This is a genomic window from Arsukibacterium ikkense (assembly GCF_000987775.1).
GTDB lineage: Bacteria > Pseudomonadota > Gammaproteobacteria > Enterobacterales > Alteromonadaceae > Alishewanella > Alishewanella ikkense.
Genome location: NZ_LAHO01000012.1, coordinates 20533 through 39278, shown reverse-complemented (window position 1 = coordinate 39278; position 18746 = coordinate 20533). Strand labels below are relative to the sequence as shown.

The 18746-nt window shown below is 53.0% G+C and carries 13 protein-coding genes, 1 tRNA gene and 1 pseudogene; 4 read left to right on the top strand and 11 right to left on the bottom strand.

The window, feature by feature from the left end; translation table 11 throughout:
• The first annotated feature begins 23 nt into the window (after positions 1 to 23).
• Positions 24 to 803, top strand: coding sequence for a helix-turn-helix transcriptional regulator (locus tag WG68_RS12490; RefSeq protein ID WP_235357730.1), 780 nt, complete (start codon positions 24 to 26; stop codon positions 801 to 803).
• 8 nt (positions 804 to 811) lie between these two features.
• Here WG68_RS12490 and WG68_RS12485 read toward each other — a convergent pair whose 3' ends face one another.
• Positions 812 to 1159: a hypothetical protein gene (locus WG68_RS12485; RefSeq protein WP_046558037.1), complete on the bottom strand. Its 348-nt coding sequence runs from the start codon at positions 1157 to 1159 to the stop codon at positions 812 to 814.
• A gap of 282 nt (positions 1160 to 1441) precedes the next feature.
• Positions 1442 to 1518: transfer RNA gene (locus tag WG68_RS12480), tRNA-Arg, on the bottom strand.
• 159 nt (positions 1519 to 1677) lie between these two features.
• Here WG68_RS12480 and WG68_RS12475 point away from each other — a divergent pair.
• Complete coding sequence (locus tag WG68_RS12475) at positions 1678 to 3597, top strand: ATP-binding protein (RefSeq protein ID WP_046558151.1); 1920 nt, start codon at positions 1678 to 1680, stop codon at positions 3595 to 3597.
• 168 nt (positions 3598 to 3765) lie between these two features.
• The gene (locus WG68_RS12470) at positions 3766 to 5934 is read left to right on the top strand and encodes a M3 family metallopeptidase (protein WP_046558036.1); all 2169 of its coding nucleotides are present in this window, start codon (positions 3766 to 3768) and stop codon (positions 5932 to 5934) included.
• 85 nt (positions 5935 to 6019) lie between these two features.
• Here WG68_RS12470 and pmbA read toward each other — a convergent pair whose 3' ends face one another.
• On the bottom strand, positions 6020 to 7366 hold the full coding sequence (gene pmbA / locus WG68_RS12465) for a metalloprotease PmbA (protein ID WP_046558035.1): 1347 nt from the start codon (positions 7364 to 7366) through the stop codon (positions 6020 to 6022).
• Between the two features lie 147 nt (positions 7367 to 7513).
• On the opposite strand from pmbA, the gene yjgA reads away from it, so the two are divergent.
• Positions 7514 to 8050, top strand: a complete 537-nt coding sequence (gene yjgA / locus WG68_RS12460; RefSeq protein ID WP_046558034.1) for a ribosome biogenesis factor YjgA — start codon at positions 7514 to 7516, stop codon at positions 8048 to 8050.
• A 111-nt stretch (positions 8051 to 8161) separates the two neighbouring features.
• On the opposite strand, the pseudogene WG68_RS12455 reads toward yjgA, so the two are convergent.
• From WG68_RS12455 to mreC, 8 genes and pseudogenes are all read right to left on the bottom strand, one after another.
• Positions 8162 to 9163 (bottom strand): annotated as a pseudogene (locus WG68_RS12455) (branched-chain amino acid aminotransferase); the annotation flags it as partial.
• A gap of 23 nt (positions 9164 to 9186) precedes the next feature.
• Positions 9187 to 10626 carry a metalloprotease TldD gene (gene tldD, locus WG68_RS12450; protein ID WP_046558032.1) on the bottom strand — a complete coding sequence of 480 codons (1440 nt, stop codon included), beginning with the start codon at positions 10624 to 10626 and terminating at the stop codon, positions 9187 to 9189.
• Positions 10623 to 11459 (bottom strand): carbon-nitrogen hydrolase family protein, encoded by an 837-nt coding sequence (locus WG68_RS12445; protein ID WP_046558031.1) that lies wholly within the window; start codon positions 11457 to 11459, stop codon positions 10623 to 10625. The genes tldD and WG68_RS12445 overlap by 4 nt, the downstream gene beginning before the upstream one ends.
• Positions 11449 to 15312: a YhdP family protein gene (locus WG68_RS12440; protein WP_046558030.1), complete on the bottom strand. Its 3864-nt coding sequence runs from the start codon at positions 15310 to 15312 to the stop codon at positions 11449 to 11451. The genes WG68_RS12445 and WG68_RS12440 overlap by 11 nt, the downstream gene beginning before the upstream one ends.
• Entirely contained in the window at positions 15312 to 16778 is a 1467-nt protein-coding gene (rng, locus tag WG68_RS12435) for a ribonuclease G (protein ID WP_046558029.1), read from the bottom strand. The genes WG68_RS12440 and rng overlap by 1 nt, the downstream gene beginning before the upstream one ends.
• Entirely contained in the window at positions 16775 to 17347 is a 573-nt protein-coding gene (locus WG68_RS12430) for a Maf family protein (protein ID WP_046558028.1), read from the bottom strand. Before WG68_RS12430 ends, rng begins: the two co-directional genes overlap by 4 nt.
• Before the next feature lie 34 nt (positions 17348 to 17381).
• The gene (gene mreD / locus WG68_RS12425) at positions 17382 to 17864 is read right to left on the bottom strand and encodes a rod shape-determining protein MreD (protein WP_046558027.1); all 483 of its coding nucleotides are present in this window, start codon (positions 17862 to 17864) and stop codon (positions 17382 to 17384) included.
• Positions 17864 to 18721 (bottom strand): rod shape-determining protein MreC, encoded by an 858-nt coding sequence (mreC, locus tag WG68_RS12420; protein ID WP_046558026.1) that lies wholly within the window; start codon positions 18719 to 18721, stop codon positions 17864 to 17866. The genes mreD and mreC overlap by 1 nt, the downstream gene beginning before the upstream one ends.
• Positions 18722 to 18746: the final 25 nt, after the last annotated feature.

Here is an 18746-nt window from a genome sequence, read left to right as displayed (position 1 = left end):
TCAACCCTGCATCAGCATTTAGTGTGTCACTACACCATTTATGCAATAGCTTTGGTATTGCCCGCCAGCAAGCATCGAAAGACATTAACGGCTATTTACGCGACGTTGCACCGGACAACCTGGAATATGACGGCAAATTAAAAGGCTATAAACCCTCGGCTACTTTTACACCCAAAGTGACCAGTGGCCTGGCAGATGAATACCTGCATGCGCTAGCCAGCATTAAAGATTTTGCCCACACTTTTAGCCAACTCGATTTAGGTTTTGCCCATACTGAAATGCTAACACCACCACTGCGGCAGGTTAATCCGGATATTCTACGCGCCCTGGTACAAGCGGCTCGAGATGGCAAAAAGATAGATATGGGTTATGTGTCGCTAGGCTCACCTAATGAAGAAAGCCGCATCATCGCCCCGCACACCCTGGTATGCACCCCACTTCGCTGGCATGTGCGTGCTTACTGCGAAAAGAACCGGGAGTATCGCGATTTTGTGCTTAGCCGGTTTCGTGGCATTAATGGCCTAGAAGGCGAGGCCGATATGACCAAAGCGCAGGATGAGCGCTGGAGCAACAAAATTGATATCGTGCTGGTACACGACTCCCGCTTATCAGACTATCAAATGGCTATTATCGCCGAAGATTACAATATGACTGACGGTAAACGGGTTATTTCAGTTCGCTCTGCGCTGGTGCCATATGCTGTGCAAGCTCTAAACCTGGACCTGGCCAAAATAGAAGCGCGCCCGGAAGCGCAGCAAATTATGGTGGCGAATTTGGATGAAGTTAAAAGGCATGCGTTTTGAATAAGTAATTAACTCGCGTTCCTGTAAGCTAATAACGAAATACTGTCATCGCTTAACCACTCAACACCTAACTGGCCGGCATTAAGCAGCAAGCGACCTTGCCGGTTTGGCCGGATACGCTTTTGCTTACGCTGTTCCACCAGGGTATCCAGCAGCTCTAAAATTGCGCCTTTTACACCCAGCTGTTTCAGCATTAGGTTATCAGCTTCAGTTAAATGCCATGCTGTCGCAGTTAGCGTGGGCGATTCGTTTTCAGCTACAAACATAATGCTACCGCTGAGTTGTTGTAATAGTGGGTAGTTATGACGCAGTGCTTCCAGGCTCTGCTGTTCAAGTTGGATGACATCATGATCCATAGCGCATCTCCTTAGGCTCTGTTTCAGTGTAGCCAAATTATTTGCTATAAACAGCTCTGAACAGTCCGGATATTTCTGATATTTACGCTAATGATACGGGTGGCAGATTTCATATTTGTGTTTGAAAATGCTTCACAACATTCCGACACGAACTGGTTATCCAATTTATAGAGCAGAGGTCATATCGCGGCAGGTGTTACGTAGTGAATTTCTCAAGCTGGCACAAACATGGCACATTAAACAAAAAAACCACTCAGCTTTCGCGTAAGTGGTTGATTGTTTTGGTGCACCCGCCGCGATTCGAACGCGGGACCTCTGCCTCCGGAGGGCAGCGCTCTATCCAGCTGAGCTACGGGTGCAACCGTCGCACTTTGGTGCGAGCGCGCATTATAGACAGCCTTTGGCTGTAAGTCTATTGTCTGACAGTGCGTTTTTTAGGCAAACAGTTCCTGGCTGGTGATTGCACCGCCGCCGACGACAGGCTAGAGTACCTTAACTGCTATTACGGAAGCTGTTTAATGCTTGGTTTTTTTAGTCTGCTGCGCTTTTGGCACTGGTTATTATTGGTCGGTTTGGCTGGCGCAGCGCTAGTGGCAACTGAAACGTTAGTACAACATGAGCAGCAGTTTAGCCGCAGCCAGCAATTGCGCCAGGAAGTGGCCAGTGCCGGCCAGCTCAAGGCTATGCTGGAATCAGAGCTGAATATTCCGCTGTATTTAACCGTTGGCCTGGCTTCTTATATTAAAGCCAGTGGCGGTTCGGTAAACCAGGCAGAGCTGGATATTTTATTGCCGGGCCTGGTGCAGCAAGCCAAGCATATTCGCAATATTGGCCTGGCGCCCGGCAACCGCTTGCAATACCTGTATCCGCTGGCCGGTAACGAGCGGGCGCTGAATTTATACTACCCCGACCTGCCCGACCAATGGCCGGTTATCGATGAAACCATTCGCAGCGGCCAGGCCCGGTTGACTGGCCCGGTGCGCTTAGTACAAGGGGGCCAGGCCTTTATTTATCGCTTACCTGTTTTTGTTCCGGATGATAGCTACTGGGGTATTTTAAGCACTGTGGTCAATATCGAGACCATCTGGTCATTACTGGCCGCCAGTGCCGCCGAACAACAGGTAACGATTGCCCTGCGGGCCAGAGACCCCGGCAAAAGCGATTATGGCAACAGCTTTTTTGGTGAACCACGGTTGTTTTTTGACGACAGCCTGCGCCTGGATCTGGCGATCCGGGGAGCTGACTGGCAAATGGCGATTCGGACAACAGATAGCTCGCTGGATCGCAGCAACTTGCTCCGCTCAAGCCTGAACCTCACTACCTTTTGTTTACTCACTCTACTGGCCTGGCTGTTTTATTCGCGCCAGCAACTGCGCCAGACAGCCAGCGAACTCAGCCACAGCGAGAGCTATTTACGGGCCGTAACTGACAACGTGCTGGACGCTATTGTTGTCACCAATGACGAGGGCATGATTGAAGATGCCAACTTGTCTTGTTATCGCATGTTTGGCTATAGCAAAAACAGCTTGCAGGGCCTGCATTGGTCTATGCTGCTGGCTACTCCACACAGCATTGAAGCCATTTACAGTGCCACCTCAGCACCTGAGCAGGAATTTGAAGGCCTTGGCCTGCGCCAGGACAGCAGCCATTTTAACTTAGCCTTGTCACGCACCCGGCTGGTGCTGGGACAGCAGCAACATCAGTTGCTATTGATCAGAGATATCACTGAACGCAAACGAATAGAAAAACTGAAAAACGACTTTGTCGCCACTGTCAGCCATGAGTTACGCACCCCACTAACAGCCATTAACGGTGCCTTAGGCCTGGCCATTGGTGGTGCCCTGGGTGACTTAAACCGCCCGACGCAGAAAATGTTAAGCATGGCGCACAGTAGCTGCGGCCAGTTAAATCAGCTGATTAATGATTTGCTGGACACTGAGCGGCTGGCCAGCGGTAAAATGCGTTTTGATACGGTTGCGGTAGACTTAGTACCCGTACTGGAACAAAGCGTTACCCAAATAGCGGCAATGCAGCACCAGCAAAAATTAGTTATCGACTACGACCAGCACAAAGCCTACCTGGTGATGGCTGACAGGGGCCGTTTAAGCCAGGTTTGCCTTAATTTGCTCTCAAACGCTGTTAAGTTTTCGCCGGCCAACAGCGTAGTGACCATAAAACTCACTGAGCAGGAGCAGCTGATCCGGGTCAGCATTATTGACCAGGGCAATGGCGTCAGCTCAGAGTTTTTACCGCAGCTGTTTCAGCGCTTTGCCCAGGCCGACCAACAGGATAGCCGCCAGTATGCCGGCACCGGGCTGGGCCTGGCGATCAGTAAAGCGTTGATAGAGCAAATGCACGGCCAGATAGGCTACCAACGTCAGCAGCAAGGCAGCTGTTTTTACTTTGAACTGCCGGTAGCCCAGCCAATGCAGCGCTAAAATTTGCACTTGGCTGGCTTTTGTCTTAATTTGCTTACCATTGGCTGCAAAGCCCGGCAATTTATTGCCAATTTTGGCATACTAGGCCCGATACAGCGCGCCCACGCCGGCGCAGCTGATAATAATGACTAGCGGCCTTAGCCGCAACCACGCCACGGAGACATAATAATGCGTAAAACACTACTCGCTACCGCGATAGGTACCATATTTGCACTGAGTGCCTGCTCAGACAATACTGCCCCTACTCAGGTTACCACTAGCCCCGCAGCCGTTGAGAGTACCGAAGTGAGCAGCAGCAACCCATTTTTCCAGCAAAGCAGCCTGCAATATCAGGCGCCTGATTTTAACGCCATTAACGATGATCATTTCCTGCCAGCCTTTGCTGAGGGCATGGCCCGGCATATGGCAGAAGTTGAAGCTATCGCCAATAACCCGGCGGCCCCTACCTTTGACAACACCCTGGTGGCGCTGGAAAAAAGCGGCGAGATGCTCACCCGCGTTTCCCGGGTGTTCTACAACCTGACCGGCACCGACAGCAACGAACAGCGCCGCGCCATTCAGTCAGAGCTGGCGCCGAAAATGGCAGTGCACTCCGATAACATCAATCTAAACCCGGCGTTATTTGCCCGGATTAAAACCATTTATGACAATCGCAACGACTTAGGTCTGGATGCGGAAAGCGTGCGGCTGGCCGAAGTTTACTACGAGCGCTTTGTCCGGGCAGGTGCCGAGCTTACTGAACAGCAAAAAACCGCTATTCGGGCACTGAACGAAGAGCACTCTACCCTGACCAACAAATTCTCACAGAACCAACTGGCCGAAACCCGCAACATTGCGGTGGTGGTGGACGACAAAGCACAACTGGCCGGCTTATCTGACGCCCAAATCACGGCAGCGGCCAACGCCGCCACCGCCGCTGGCCATGAAGGTAAGTACCTGCTAAGCATTACCAATACCACCCGCCAACCGGTATTAAGCCAGCTGGATAACCGCGAATTACGTCAGCGGGTATGGGAAGCATCAGCTAACCGTGGCCAGAGCGGTGAGTTTGACAGCACACCTTTGGTTAGCCGTTTAGCACAGCTGCGGGCCGAGCGCGCCAAGTTACTGGGCTATGCCAACTGGGCCAGTTACGGCCTGGAAGCGCAAATGGCTAAAACGCCAGAAGCCGTGTTTGATATGCTGGGCAGTATGGTGCCGGCGGTAGTGGAAAACACTAAAAAAGAACTGGCTGATATCAATGCCATGATCAAACAAATGGGTGGGAATTTTGAAGCCCAGGCCTGGGACTGGGAGTACTACGCTGAGCGGGTACGTCAGGCCAAATATGATTTGGACGAGAACGAAGTTAAAAAGTATTTCGAGTTTAACCGCGTGCTGGAAGATGGTGCATTTTATACCATGAACCGTTTTTATGGCATTCGGTTTGAGCCACGGCCAGACTTACCGGTTTACCACCCGGATGTGAAAGCCTATGAAGTTTTTGATGCTGATGGCAGCAGCATGGCTATCTTCTATGCTGACTACTTTGCCCGCGAAGGTAAACGCGGTGGTGCCTGGATGAGTTCTTTTGTCGGCCAGTCACACTTACTGGGTACCAAACCAGTAGTGGTGAATGTGATGAACATTCCCAAAGCAGCTGATGGCCAGCCTACCTTAATCAGCTACGACCATACCACCACCATTTTCCACGAGCTGGGCCATGGTATTCACGGTATGTTCTCTAATGTTAACTACCCAACACTGGCCGGCACCTCGGTATCACGCGACTTTGTAGAGTTCCCGTCTACCTTTGAAGAAGACTGGGCGCAACACCCTGAAGTACTGCCGAACTACGCCAAGCACTATGAGACCGGCGAGCCTATTCCACAGGATTTGCTGGATAAAGTATTGCGTTCACGCAGCTTTAATCAGGGCTTTGATACCCTGGAATATATGTCAGCAGCACTGTTAGACATGGAATGGCATTCACTTTCAGCCGATAAGCCGTTGCAAAATGTGAACGAGTTTGAAGCAGCCGCCCTGAAAAAGCATGGCGTAGATTTACCTGCAGTACCACCGCGCTATAAGTCAGCCTTTTTCTCACACTCTATGGGCGGTGGCTACTCAGCCGGTTACTACGCTTATATGTGGAGTGAAATTCTGGCAGCCGATGCCTTTGCCTATGTGCAATCGCGTGGCGGTTTAACCCGCGAGAACGGTGATCATTACCGCAAGAACATTCTGGAAGTGGGTAACTCACGGCCCACCATGGACTCGTACAAAGCATTCCGTGGCCAGGAACCGACCACAGATGCACTGTTAATCCGCCGCGGCCTGAAAACCAAAGTAGATTAAGCCAACGCTTGAACTAAAAAGCCCCGCTTTTCAGCGGGGCTTTTTTTTGGGTAAGTAACGTTGCAACGGCTAACCCCGCTGCAGTTTAAGCACCGGCTAACTGCATCTGGCTGATCAGCACCGAGCCGGTCAGCACGCCGCCACGGCGGTCAACATCGTTACCGACGGCGGCAATATTCATAAACATATCGGCCAGATTACCGGCAATGGTCACTTCGGCCACCGGAAACTGAATTTCGCCATGCTCGACCCAGAAGCCGCTGGCACCACGCGAGTAATCACCGGTAACGGTATTCACCCCCTGGCCCATCAGTTCAGTAACCAGCAAGCCTTTGCCCATTTGCCGGCATAGTGCGGCTAAATCGTCATTGCCGTGGCTTACCAGCCAGTTATGAATGCCGCCGGCGTGGCCGGTACTGGCCATACCCAGCTTACGCGCCGAATAACTGGTGGTCAGATAGGTATTGAGTACGCCGTTGTCTATGACCGCTAAGTCATGGGTTTTCACGCCTTCGGCATCAAACGGGCTGGACGCTAAGGCCTGCTTTAAATGTGGTTGTTCGGCAATGGTGACACCGGCCGCCATCACCTGCTGGCCCACTTTATCCAACAGGAAACTGGATTTGCGGTAAATACTGCCGCCACTAATCGCCGACACTAAATGGCCAAACAGGCTGCTGGCAATATCGGCGCGGAAAATCACCGGTACTTTCTGCGTTGGCACCTGGCGCGCACCCAGCCGGGCAATAGTTTCCAGTGCGGCTTCCCGGCCAATTTGTTTCGGATCTAGCAGTTTGCTGTACTGGCGGGCCACGGTAAAGCTGTAGTCGCGCTGCATATCGTCATCTTGCTCGCCAATCATCACGCAGCTGAAGCTATGGCGCGAGCTGGGGTAACCCACCAGCTGGCCGTGGCTGTTGCCGTAAACCTTTAAGCCCTGATGCGACGAAAACGAGGCACCTTCAGAGTTGGTGATCCGCTTATCGGTGGCAAAAGCGGCTTCTTCAGCGCCGGCACACAGGCTAATGGCCAACTCAGTGCTGATGCTGTCGGGGTAAAATAAATCTAAATCGGGCGGGCTGAACTCCAGCCAGGCGGCTTCAGCTACTCCGGCATGCGGGTCTTCCGAGGTATAACGGGCAATATCAGCAGCAGCGGCCACGGCCCGCTCCAGCGCCTGCGGGCTGAGATCGGCGGTAGAGGCCGAGCCTTTACGCTGGCCAAAATATAAACTGATGCCCAGGCCACCATCCTGATTAAACTCGACCGTTTCCACTTCGCCATGGCGGGTTTCCACGCTTAAACCACGGGTGCGGCTCATCGACGCTTCGGCGCTGGTAGCACCCAATGCTTTGGCGCGGGCCAGTACGGCACTAACCGCCTCTTTCACTTCGGCTATTTCCTGCCAGACATTTTGTTCTGTTGCTTGCATAGTCACTCTTGCTGATCACTCTAGTTGTGCCAAGCTTACCATAGACTGCTGACGGCTGCTGCCAGCAGGCCTTAGTTTTAGTGAACTAAGTTTAGTCAGTTAAGTTTAGTGATATACTTAACCAAAATCTGCTAACGAAGAAGCACCATGACCGAAACCGAATTTAAATACGGCGACAGCAAATGGCTGGACCAACCAGACCATATCAGCAAAAGCCAGATCAAACGTGACATGCTCGCCTTACAAGCGTTGGGCGAAGAGCTGGTAGCATTAAGCCCGGCTGCCCGCGCCAAAGTGCCGCTGGACGAAGAGTTAGTGGACGCCTTGCAGCTGGCCGACAAGCTGGCGAAGAAACGCGAAGCGCTGCGCCGCCATATCCAGTTTATTGGTCGCTTAATGCGTACCCGCGATATTGAACAAATAGAGCAGGCGCTGGCGGTAATGCGTAACACTAAGCAAGCTGCAGATAAGCAGTTTCATAAAGTGGAAAAGTGGCGGGAGAAGCTGCTGACTAACGACGATGCGTTAACCGAGTTTGTTGCCGCCTACCCGGCAATAGAAATACAGCAACTGCGTTTATTAATTCGCCAGGCCAAGAAAGAGCAGGAAAAAGCGCAGCCGCCAAAAGCGTTTCGTGAGCTGTTTCAGTTGATCCGGCCGGTGATTATGGAAAACGAGAGCTGATTGCACCATTTGGTTTTACCCGTAGGGGCGCATATTTGCGCCCCTTTTGCATTTGGTATCAATTGATAGGGCGCAATTATGCGCCCCTACATTGAAACAGCGGTTACAGTACTACAGCTTAGTTAACCAACCATGCTTATCTTCGGCCTTGCCCCACTGAATATCATTCAGCGCCTGGCGTAGCTTTAATGTTGCCGGGCCGGCTTCGCCACTACCGACGGTATGCTCGGTACCGTTGGCAATTAAGGTACCAACCGGGGTAAGCACAGCGGCCGTGCCCGACAACGCGGCTTCAGTACCTGGTTTGGCTGCACGCTCTAATAGCTCAGTAACACTCAGCTCGCGTTCTGACACCACCATGCCCATGTCGCGGGCTAAGGTGAGTACCGAATCACGGGTCACCCCATGCAGGAAGCTGCTATCCAGCGCCTTGGTAATAATTTCGTTGCCATCGATCAGGATAAAATTGGCCGCACCGGTTTCCTGCACGTCGCCACCCGGGCAGAACAATACCTGATCAGCCTGCACACTGGCGCGGGCTTTTAAAATAGGTTGCAGCGCGCTGGCGTAATTGCCACCGCTTTTTACCATGCCCATATGGGCGGCGCAGCGGGCACCATTTTGCTCCAGCAGCAACCGCAGTGGCTTGCTACCACCGGCAAAGTAGTCGCCTACCGGTGACAGCAACACATACAGCATTGAGCTGGCGGTCGGCGCCGCCGCTTTGCCAATCGCGGCCTCGGTACCAATATGGGTAGGCCGGATATACATTGAACCCGGTGGCTCGGGTACATCGCTGGCGTACTGACGCACGATATCGATAATCATCTGGCTTAGCGTAGCCGCATCAGGCTGCGGTAAGGATAACAAAGCGCTGCTCTGAATTAAGCGCGCCACGTTTTTTTCCATCCGGAATAAGTTAATTGAGCCGTCGCTGTGCTTAAAGGCTTTTAAGCCTTCGAAGCAGGTGCTGGCGTAATGCAGCACATGCGCGCCCGGGTGCAGGCTGATACTGTCTGCAGAGACAATCTGCGGGGTGCTCCAGGCGCCCTGTTCAAAACGGGTTAATGCCATCTGTGGCATAAAAACACTACCAAATGCAGCCATTGTTGTTTCCTGTTGTTTGTTTCAAATTATTATTGGGTGCCGCCAACGGTCATGGCATCCAGTTTTAAGGTCGGCTGGCCAACGCCTACCGGCACACTCTGGCCCTGCTTACCACAAACACCAACACCGGTATCCAGCGCCAGATCGTTGCCCACCATCGACACCTGCTGCATGGCTGCCGGGCCATTGCCAATTAAGGTGGCGCCTTTGATCGGGCTGGTAATTTTACCGTCTTCAATTAAATAGGCTTCAGAAGCCGAAAATACAAACTTACCCGACGTAATATCCACCTGACCACCGCCAAAGTTGGGGGCGTAAATGCCTTTTTTAACGCTGGCGATAATGTCGCCCGGATCATGCTCGCCGGCCAGCATATAGGTGTTGGTCATGCGCGGCATCGGCAAATGGGCAAAAGACTCACGCCGGCCATTACCAGTGGGGTTGACACCCATTAACATCGCATTGTGTTTGTCCTGAATATAGCCTTTCAGAATGCCTTTTTCGATCAGTACATTGTGCTGGCTCGGTACGCCTTCATCATCGATATTCAGCGAGCCCCGCCGATGTGCCAGGGTGCCGTCATCAACAATGGTGCACAACTTAGAGGCAACTTGCTGGCCAATCTTGCCACTAAAGGTCGACGAACCTTTGCGGTTAAAATCCCCTTCCAGGCCATGGCCAACCGCTTCGTGCAGCAGTACACCCGGCCAGCCTGAACCCAGTACCACTGGCATGGTGCCGGCCGGGGCATCAATCGCCGTTAAGTTAACCTGCGCCATGCGCACTGCGTCCCGGGCATACTGTTGCCAGCGTGGCTGGCCATCAACCAGTTCGCTAAAATACAGGTAATCTGTGCGGCCGCCACCGCCGGCACTGCCGCGCTCGCGCCGGCCATCCTGCTCCAGCAGCACCGAGCAGTTCAGCCGCACCAGTGGCCGGATATCGCTGGCAAAGGTACCGTCACTGGCGGCAACTAAGATTTCTTCATACACGCCGGATAAACTGACCATGACCTGCTCAGCGCGACTGTCGAGGGTACGGATAAAGGCTTCAATTTGTTTAAGCAGCGCCACTTTGTCGGTATTGCTCAGGCTTTGCAGCGGCTCACACGGCAAATAAATGTTGCTGTTGCCGCTTTTGCTAAAGGCTTTGACCCGGCCTTGCTGGCCATGACTGGCAATGCCACGCGCAGCGCCAGCTGCTTGTTGTAACGCGGCAGCACTAATGGTGTCGGCATAGGCAAAACCGGTTTTTTCACCGCTTATCGCCCGTACCCCCACGCCGCGTTCAATATTAAAAGAACCATCTTTCACCAGGCCATCTTCCAGTACCCAGGATTCATGTACGCTGGATTGAAAATATAAATCGGCATAATCGAGCTGGTGGCCAAACAAATAGCCAAGGGTGTGTTCCAAATCAGCCATGCTGAGATCGGAGGCGGTAATTAAATTCTGTTCAACTGCATTCATGATTTCAGCTCACTGTTAAAACGATTATGCTGGTGCACCGGCATTTTCTGGCCCAACTGCTGGCACTGGCTGATATCAACCAGCGCTGATACCCAACCCGGATTAGTACCCGCATCGGCCAGCACCTCACCCCAGGGGTCGATAATCAGGCTATGACCATAGGTTTCACGGCCATTGGCATGCACCCCGGTCTGGTTCGCTGCCAGCACAAAACACTGGTTTTCAATAGCCCGGGCTTTTAGCAACGTATGCCAGTGCGCCGCGCCGGTTGGCCGGGTAAAGGCAGAGGGTACGGTTAGCAGCTGCATCCCTTGCGCTGCCAAGGCCTGCATTAAGCCAGGAAAGCGTACATCATAACATATACTCAACCCCAGTTTCAGATCAGGTAGCTGGCACAGGCTGATCTTTTTACCCGGCAGCGTCGTGGCCGACTCGCGATAACTGCCAGTACTGTCTGTGACGTTAACATCAAACAAATGTAATTTCTGGTAATCAGCCAGCAGCTCGCCGCCAGGGCTGTACACCAGGCAGGATGCAGCAAAGCGGCCTGGGTCTGCCGTCATGGTGGGCTGACTGCCCGCCACCAGGTATACCCCAAACTCGGCGGCTAGCGCCTGACACGCTTGCTGAATCGGGCCCGCGCCAATGGCAGCCTGATGACTCAGCTGCAGCTTATCGCCACCGCCAAACACAGCAAAGCATTCCGGCAACAGCACCAGGTGCTGCTCGGCTTGTGGTATTTGCTGTAAATAATGCCGCACCGCCGCCAGATTAGCCGCGGGCTCGGGGCCACTGCTAAGCTGAATAGCGGATAGCCGCCAGTTAGTCGCCACGAGGTTGTTGCTCCTCTAAATTAATCAGCGCCTCTGGCTGGGCGATCCGCACCGGCACCGGTACCTGGGTACTATGGCGGTTAACTTCAGTGACCAAAGGCTGCTCAAAACTGCCGGTAACGGTAAAATTGATCCGCGAAATCACTTCGGCCGACTGAAATACCTCATCCAGCGCCAACGCGGCCAGGCCGGTCACCGGGTTCACCATCCAGGCGATGATCACCGGTAAGCTGGAGGTCACTTTGGGCGAAAATGACATTTGGTAATCCAGCTGCTGACTGACCAAATCAGCATAGCCCTGAATCGCCAGGTTGCCAGGTACCCCATCAATACTGGTATTGCTGGTTTGCACCACTCCCCGCTGAATTGCCAGGGCACCGCTCATTCGGTTGTAGAAAAAACCTTTTGAGAACACATCACGAAAATCTAAGCGCAGTTTACGGACCAGTGAATCAAGGCTGAAAATAGAGAACAGCCGGGCGCCCTGATCGCTGACTTCAGTAAACGCCCCCTCGCCCAGACTGAAATCAACCTGGCCATTAAGCAGCGCTAAATCAAATTGGGTGGGGGCCGCTGGCCAATCGAGACTAAAGTTGATATCGGCCCGGCTGCCGCTAATGCCGGCAGTGAGCTGAAACTCATGTAATAAGGCTCCCAGATTGGGGCTTTTAAAGCGGCCCTGTAACCGGGTAATACCCAGCTGCTGGTCGGGCTGCCAATCGCCTTGCACATCCAGTTCGTTGCGTTTGTAGCGACTACGCAACTGGCTCAGTTGCCAGTGATCGCCCTGGCCTTTGGCCTGCAGCTCCACCTTGCCAAAACGATAATTACCAATAGAGCAGTCATTACAGGTTAGCGTTAACGGCGGCATGCTGAGCAAGCCGGATTGCAGCTCTGGCAAAAGTGCCGTCAGCGCTGCTGGCGGCTCGGTCGCGGGCGGCGTATGGTACGGCAAGTGCAGATAATCGATGTCAGCGGTCAGTCCCTGCTGCTGCCATTGCCGGCTGAACACCCAGCGGCTGGCAATCTCGGTACCATGCAAGCGCAGTTGCCAGCTATCGGCTGCTGGTTCCAGCTCAAACACCGTGTTATTCAGCGCACTGCCGGCAACCAGCTCCAGTTTAGCAATTTGGCCGCGCACCCGGCTTAACGCCGGCATTAGCCCATTGTCATCATTTTGATGACTTAACAACTGCTCACTCAGCAGCTGCTGCCAGGGCAACAGGGTGACGTAGGGTAAATCGATATCAATGGTAAATTGTGCCCCATGCAAGCCAGCATTTGCTGCGCCCAGGCTCAAATTAGCCCGAGCAATATGTACACTGCCATGCTCAAGTTCAGCCGTGAAGTACAATTGATCACTATAATTTAGCGCCAGTAAACTTTGCTGGCTGTCACCATTAGCCCGTAGCTGCAGCTTGCCTGACTGAGCAGCTGTTTTAGTGTAGGGCGCGGGCAGTAACAGGGCTGTGGCAGTAAGATCAGCGTCAAGGGTCGCCTGATAGGCAACATCGTCAGGCAGCAGTTGCAAGGCCAACGCCAGTTGCCAGTCCAGGTTGCCGTCGATCAATTCTGCCGCTGCCGGCCATAACGCCTGCATCGCCTGACGACTGGCATTGTCGCCACTGGCATTAAGGTTGAACAGGTAGTTACCGTCCTGCAATGTACCGCTGATATAAGCAGTAGCGGCTAAATCACGCCAGTTAAAATTAAGGCCCCTGCCACTGATCTGGTCGTCTTTAAACTTAAGCTGGCCAGACAATTGCCGGATAGCCAGCTCTGGTGCAGTTAAATCCAAGCTGACATTGTTCAGTGTCAGCTCACCGTGCGCCTGCACCGTCGGTTGCCGCAAACCAATTTGTAAACCAATCTGAGCCTGAGCAGCACCGGCTGGCGCCAGCTGTTGCAACACTTTACCCAGATTCTCTGCCAGCGGTGAGGCACTGATCAGCTGATTGGCCTGGCTTAACTCCAGCGCACTGTTAATCTGAATATTCAGGTATTGTGCATCGAATAAATCAACAATGCCGGCTGCAACCTTACCGTTTAGCGCAATACCGCCGATATTGGCGCTGCTGGTATCAATTTGCATGCTGGCATTTTCAAACCATAACTGGCTGTGTAACTGCTGCACTGCCGGCCAGGCCGGGTCAAAGCGAAAACTGGCGTCGTTAACCTCGGCGGCAACCTGAAAAATGCCTTCGCTGCCGGCAAAAGGAAACTGCCCCGGCGGGCCCTGCCACAGCACCCGGGCTTGCGTAACCTCACCATCTATAACGGCGTCGCTTAAATAGTCCCGCACCCGCTGCGGCAGGTAGCGCAGTGGCAGATAATGGCTGACATTGGCCGCGCTGGCGCCAGTTAGCTCAGCAAATAAACTGAGCTCTGGCTCTGCTTGTACACGCCATTGCATAATGGCGCTCAGATTAAAATCGGTGGCCTGCAGTTGTAACTGGGGTAGCTGCACCTGCCAGATACCGTCGCGGCTTTGCCTGGCCAGCAATTCCAGCTGTAGCTGCTGGTAGGCAACCGGCGCACTGAACATGCTCTCCCAATGCAGTTCGCCTGGCCCGCCAGTCAGGGTTAAGCCGGCCGCCGTGGCACTGGCCCAGAACTGCCCCTGCAAAGCACTGAGCGCCGGTAATGCAGCACCGGACTGCGAGCTGATCTGCTGCAGCTGTCCCTGCAACTGCCACTGCTCGCGGCTGTTGAATTGCCACTGCATCTGGCTAAGCTCACCTTGCAAGCCACTGCGGCTAAGGCTGGCAAGCTGTGGTATTTCATCACTCAGTAATTGGCTTAATGGCAACATGCCATCCAGAGTAAACTGCCGCAGCTGACCACGCCAGCCGGCGTTATCTTTATGCAGCTGCAGCTGAAAGTCAGGCCATTGTGTCAGACCATCAGATAAAGCCAAACCACTGGAATACAAAGCCCAACCCTGTTGTTCCGGTACCCATAGTAACTGGCCTGGCCCCAGTTTCAGTTGCCGGGCCTCTCCCTGGCGTTGCCAGCGCAAACTGTTCTGCGCCAGTTCAATTTGAAAACGTTGTAACTCGCCCTTATCAACCCTGCCCCAGGCCTGAAAATTAATATCGGCTTCAGCCAGCCGCCCAGTTTCAGGTAACCATTGACGAAACCACGGCAGGACATCAAGCTCACGGCTTTCCAGAAATATCTGGCCAAAGGCCTGATCGAGAGTGGGGCCATACAAGTCGATAATAAAAGAAAAGGTATTAGCAGTAACATTGGCGACAGCCAGCTCGCCAATGCCCTGATGGCGCTCACCGTCGTTGCGCCAGTCCAGTTTTTGCACGGCGATAACAAGATCGTCACTGTCTGAAGCGGAGAGTACCAGCTCGCTATTTAGCAGCGTAAAGTGATTTAACTGGCGAAAAAACAGCTGCTCCAGACCGTCCAGCGCCGGTATGCTCCCCCCTTGCTCAGCGGCGGGACCACTTAACAGACTGCTGCTGTTGATAGCGTAGCGCAGGCCGGTTAGTTCAAAATGCTCTGCCCGTAACTGCCAATGGCGCAGACTCTGCCAGAAATCAAAGCGCACCCGGGTTTGCGCAATACTCAGATAGACCTCTTGCCCGGGGTGACCTATCTGCACCTGATTTAGCACCATAGCCGGGCCGAGCTTTTGCCAGCCGGCACTGATTTCGGCAATTTGTACTTGTGTACCCAACTGACTGGCAATAAGGTGTTCCAGATGATGTTTGTAACTATCGGCATAGGGTAGTGCCAACCGTAACAGCGACACTAAAGTCGCAAGCAGCACTAAACCAATGGCCAGCAACAGCCAGATTTTATGAAAACAATAAAAGCAGACTTGCTTTGCCTGTTGCACTACATCATCACCACATCAAATTGCTCCTGGCTATACATTGGTTCACCATAGATGGTTATTTGTTTGCCGATAAACACCTGTAACTCCGCCAGGCTATGAAACTCATCGGTGGTCAGGGCGTCTTTCACCACAGGCGACACATACACCGCAAATTTATCTGCGGCATAAGCCCGGTTTACCCGGACAATTTCCCGCAAAATTTCGAAGCAGACGGTTTCAACGGTTTTCAGGGTGCCACGCCCCTTACAAATCGGGCACTCGGCACACAGAATATGTTCCAGACTTTCCCGGGTGCGCTTGCGGGTCATCTCTACCAGCCCCAGCGCAGAGAAACCATGAATATTGGTTTTAGCCCGATCCCGCGCCAGCGCCAGCTCCAGGCTATGATGAACCCGCCGTTGGTGTTCGGTACTTTGCATATCAATAAAATCGATAATAACAATACCGCCGAGGTTGCGCAGCCGCAACTGACGGGCTATAGCCTGGGTCGCTTCAGTATTGGTATTAAAGATAGTTTCTTCCAGGTTGCGATGGCCGACAAAAGCACCGGTATTGACATCTATGGTGGTCATGGCTTCGGTCTGGTCGATAATCAGGTAACCGCCGCTTTTCAACGGCACCTTACGCTCCAGCGCCCGCTGAATTTCGTTTTCAACATCAAACATATCAAAAATCGGCCGCTCGCCCGGATAGTACTCCAGCAACGGCGAAATATGCGGCATAAACTCCTCGCAAAAAGCGGTAAGTTGCTGATAGGTTATTTTCGAATCTATCCGCACCCGCTCCAATTCACTGCCAACAAAGTCGCGCAGGATGCGGTAACACAAGGTTAAATCTTCATACACCACGCCTTCTTTGCGGGTTTTCTGCTTGCGCTTAACAATTTTGCTCCAGAGCTTTTTCAGAAATTTCGCATCCTGGATTAGCTCTTCACTGCCGGCGCCCTCGGCGGCGGTGCGCACAATAAAGCCGCCACTGTCGTCCAGGCAACCGCTGACTATCTCTTTTAAGCGCTGACGCTCGGCTTCGCTTTCCAACCGCTGCGATACGCCAACATGGTTGGAGTCTGGCATAAACACCAGATAACGTGACGGCAGAGTAATATCAGTGGTTAAACGAGCGCCTTTAGTGCCCAGCGGATCTTTGACCACCTGCACCAGCAAATGCTGGCCTTCGCGCACCAGTACCCGGATATCTTTGCTGATGGCCGGTTTACTGTCGGGCTCGGTACTTTCATTGTGCTGCACAATGTCGGAGGCATGCAAAAACGCCGCTTTATCCAGACCAATATCGACAAAGGCGGCCTGCATGCCGGGTAGCACCCGGCTGACTTTACCAACATAAATATTGCCAACCAGGCCCAGTTTGGCCTGGCGTTCAATATGTAACTCCTGCAGTACGCCGTTTTCAATCAGCGCTACCCGGGTTTCGGTGGGCGTAACGTTTAACAGTAGTTCTGCACTCATGCCTGCTCCTGCCAGTTACGTAATAACAAATCGGTTTCGCACAGCGGTAACCCTACCACTGCACTATAGCTACCATTAATCCGGCTGACAAAGCGGCCACCCTGGCCCTGAATACCATAACCACCGGCTTTGTCACAGGGCTCGCCTGTTTGCCAGTAGCGGGTAATCTCCTCAGCGCAAAGTACCCGGAAACACACTTCGGTGCTAACCAGACATTGCTGGCTGTTGTGCTGACTCAGCAGGGCCACCGCCGTTAATACCTGATGGCAACGACCTGATAACAGTTGCATCATCCGGCTAAAGTCGGCCTGATCAACCGGTTTACCTAAAATATGCTGATCAACCACTACAATGGTATCAGCCCCTAATACGGGCAACTGGTATTGCAGTTTGGCGGCACCGGCCTGCGCCTTGGCCCTGGCCAACCGGCTGACATAAGCAGTGGGGCTTTCTTCACCTTGCCGGCTTTCGTCTACATCAACCTGCACCAGACGAAAAGGAACAGCGATTTGCTGCAGCAATTCACGACGACGGGGTGAAGCAGAGGCGAGCGCTATTTCTGGATACATGGTTATAGGGTCTTCGTAGTTGTGGTGCTATACATTATTGAATTTTAAATTGACGGCGATAACGCCTTAATAACCAGAATAACCATGGCCAGACCAGCATGCCAGTTAATACCGGCCATAAGTAAGCGGGCAAGAAGTACACCCCGGTTAAAAAGTGACTCAGCCAAAATAACAGCAAATGGTACAAGGCTAAAAACAAGCCTATTAATAAGGCCTGCTGGATCACTGAAAAGTTCCTGATCTTTAAATGGTTAACCGCCACAATAAAGGTGACGACCGAGAAAGCCAGCGCATTCACCCCCAGCACGGTACCTATCAGCACGTCAGTTAAAAACCCCAGCAAAAAAGCGGTCAGAATATTGACCCGCCCCGGCAGCGCCATGGTCCAGTACAACACAACCAGCAAGGCCCAATCTGGCCGGAACAATTTCACCTGTTGCGGCATCGGCATCACCGTTAAGAGTAGAGCCACCAGCAGGGTCAGATAAATAAAGCCCAGGCCACCGTTTCGGCGCATTAGTTTAACTCCTCTGGCCGCAGCACATCTTCTGCTCTGGCTCCCGGCCACAGTAATAACACGTGGCGGATCCTGTCCAGCTGCGCAAAAGGCCTGGCATACACTATCATAAAGGGCTGGCTTTCATCTTTTTGTACCCGGCTGACTTCTGCCACCGGATAGCCTTCGGGAAATAAGCCATCTAAGCCCGAGGTCAGCAGACGATCCCCCACCCTGATATCAGCGCTTTGCGGCAAGTGAATAACCCTTAGCAAATCCCACTGGCCCAAGCCTTCGGCCACGGTGCGAATACCAGTACGCTCGGCCCGGACAGAAATAGCGTGCGTATTATCAGAAATAAGTAAGGCACGGCTGCTGGTAGGGCCGACACTGACGACTTGGCCGACCACACCGCGCTCGTCGATCAGGGGCTGGTACTCGGTTACGCCGTCGTTGCTGCCTTTATTTAATACCACCTGATGGCTGAACGGATGGCTGTACACCGCCAGCACTTCTGCTACCAATCGCTGGCCGTCCGTTAAGGGTGCTGAGCCTAACAAGGCACGCAGCTTGTTGTTTTCCTGCTGTAAATAGCCCAGCAGTTGCAACTGGCCATTCTGGCGCAGCAAGGTTTCTTTTAAACGGGCATTTTCATCCAGCAAACGCTGGTGTGACATAAATTGTTCAGAGGCACCGGAGAGCAGGGTTTCGGGTAAACTGGCAACATAAAAAAGTGGACTGACCGCAGAGGTCAGAAAACTACGCAACTGGGTAGATCGCTCGGTGTAGCGGTCTACCAGCATCAACCCGACACTGCAAAGTACGGCCAGTAGCAGGCGCAGTCCGAGCAGCGGGCCCCGGCTGAATATTGCGTTCATAACATATCTATTGTAGTGAGAGCAC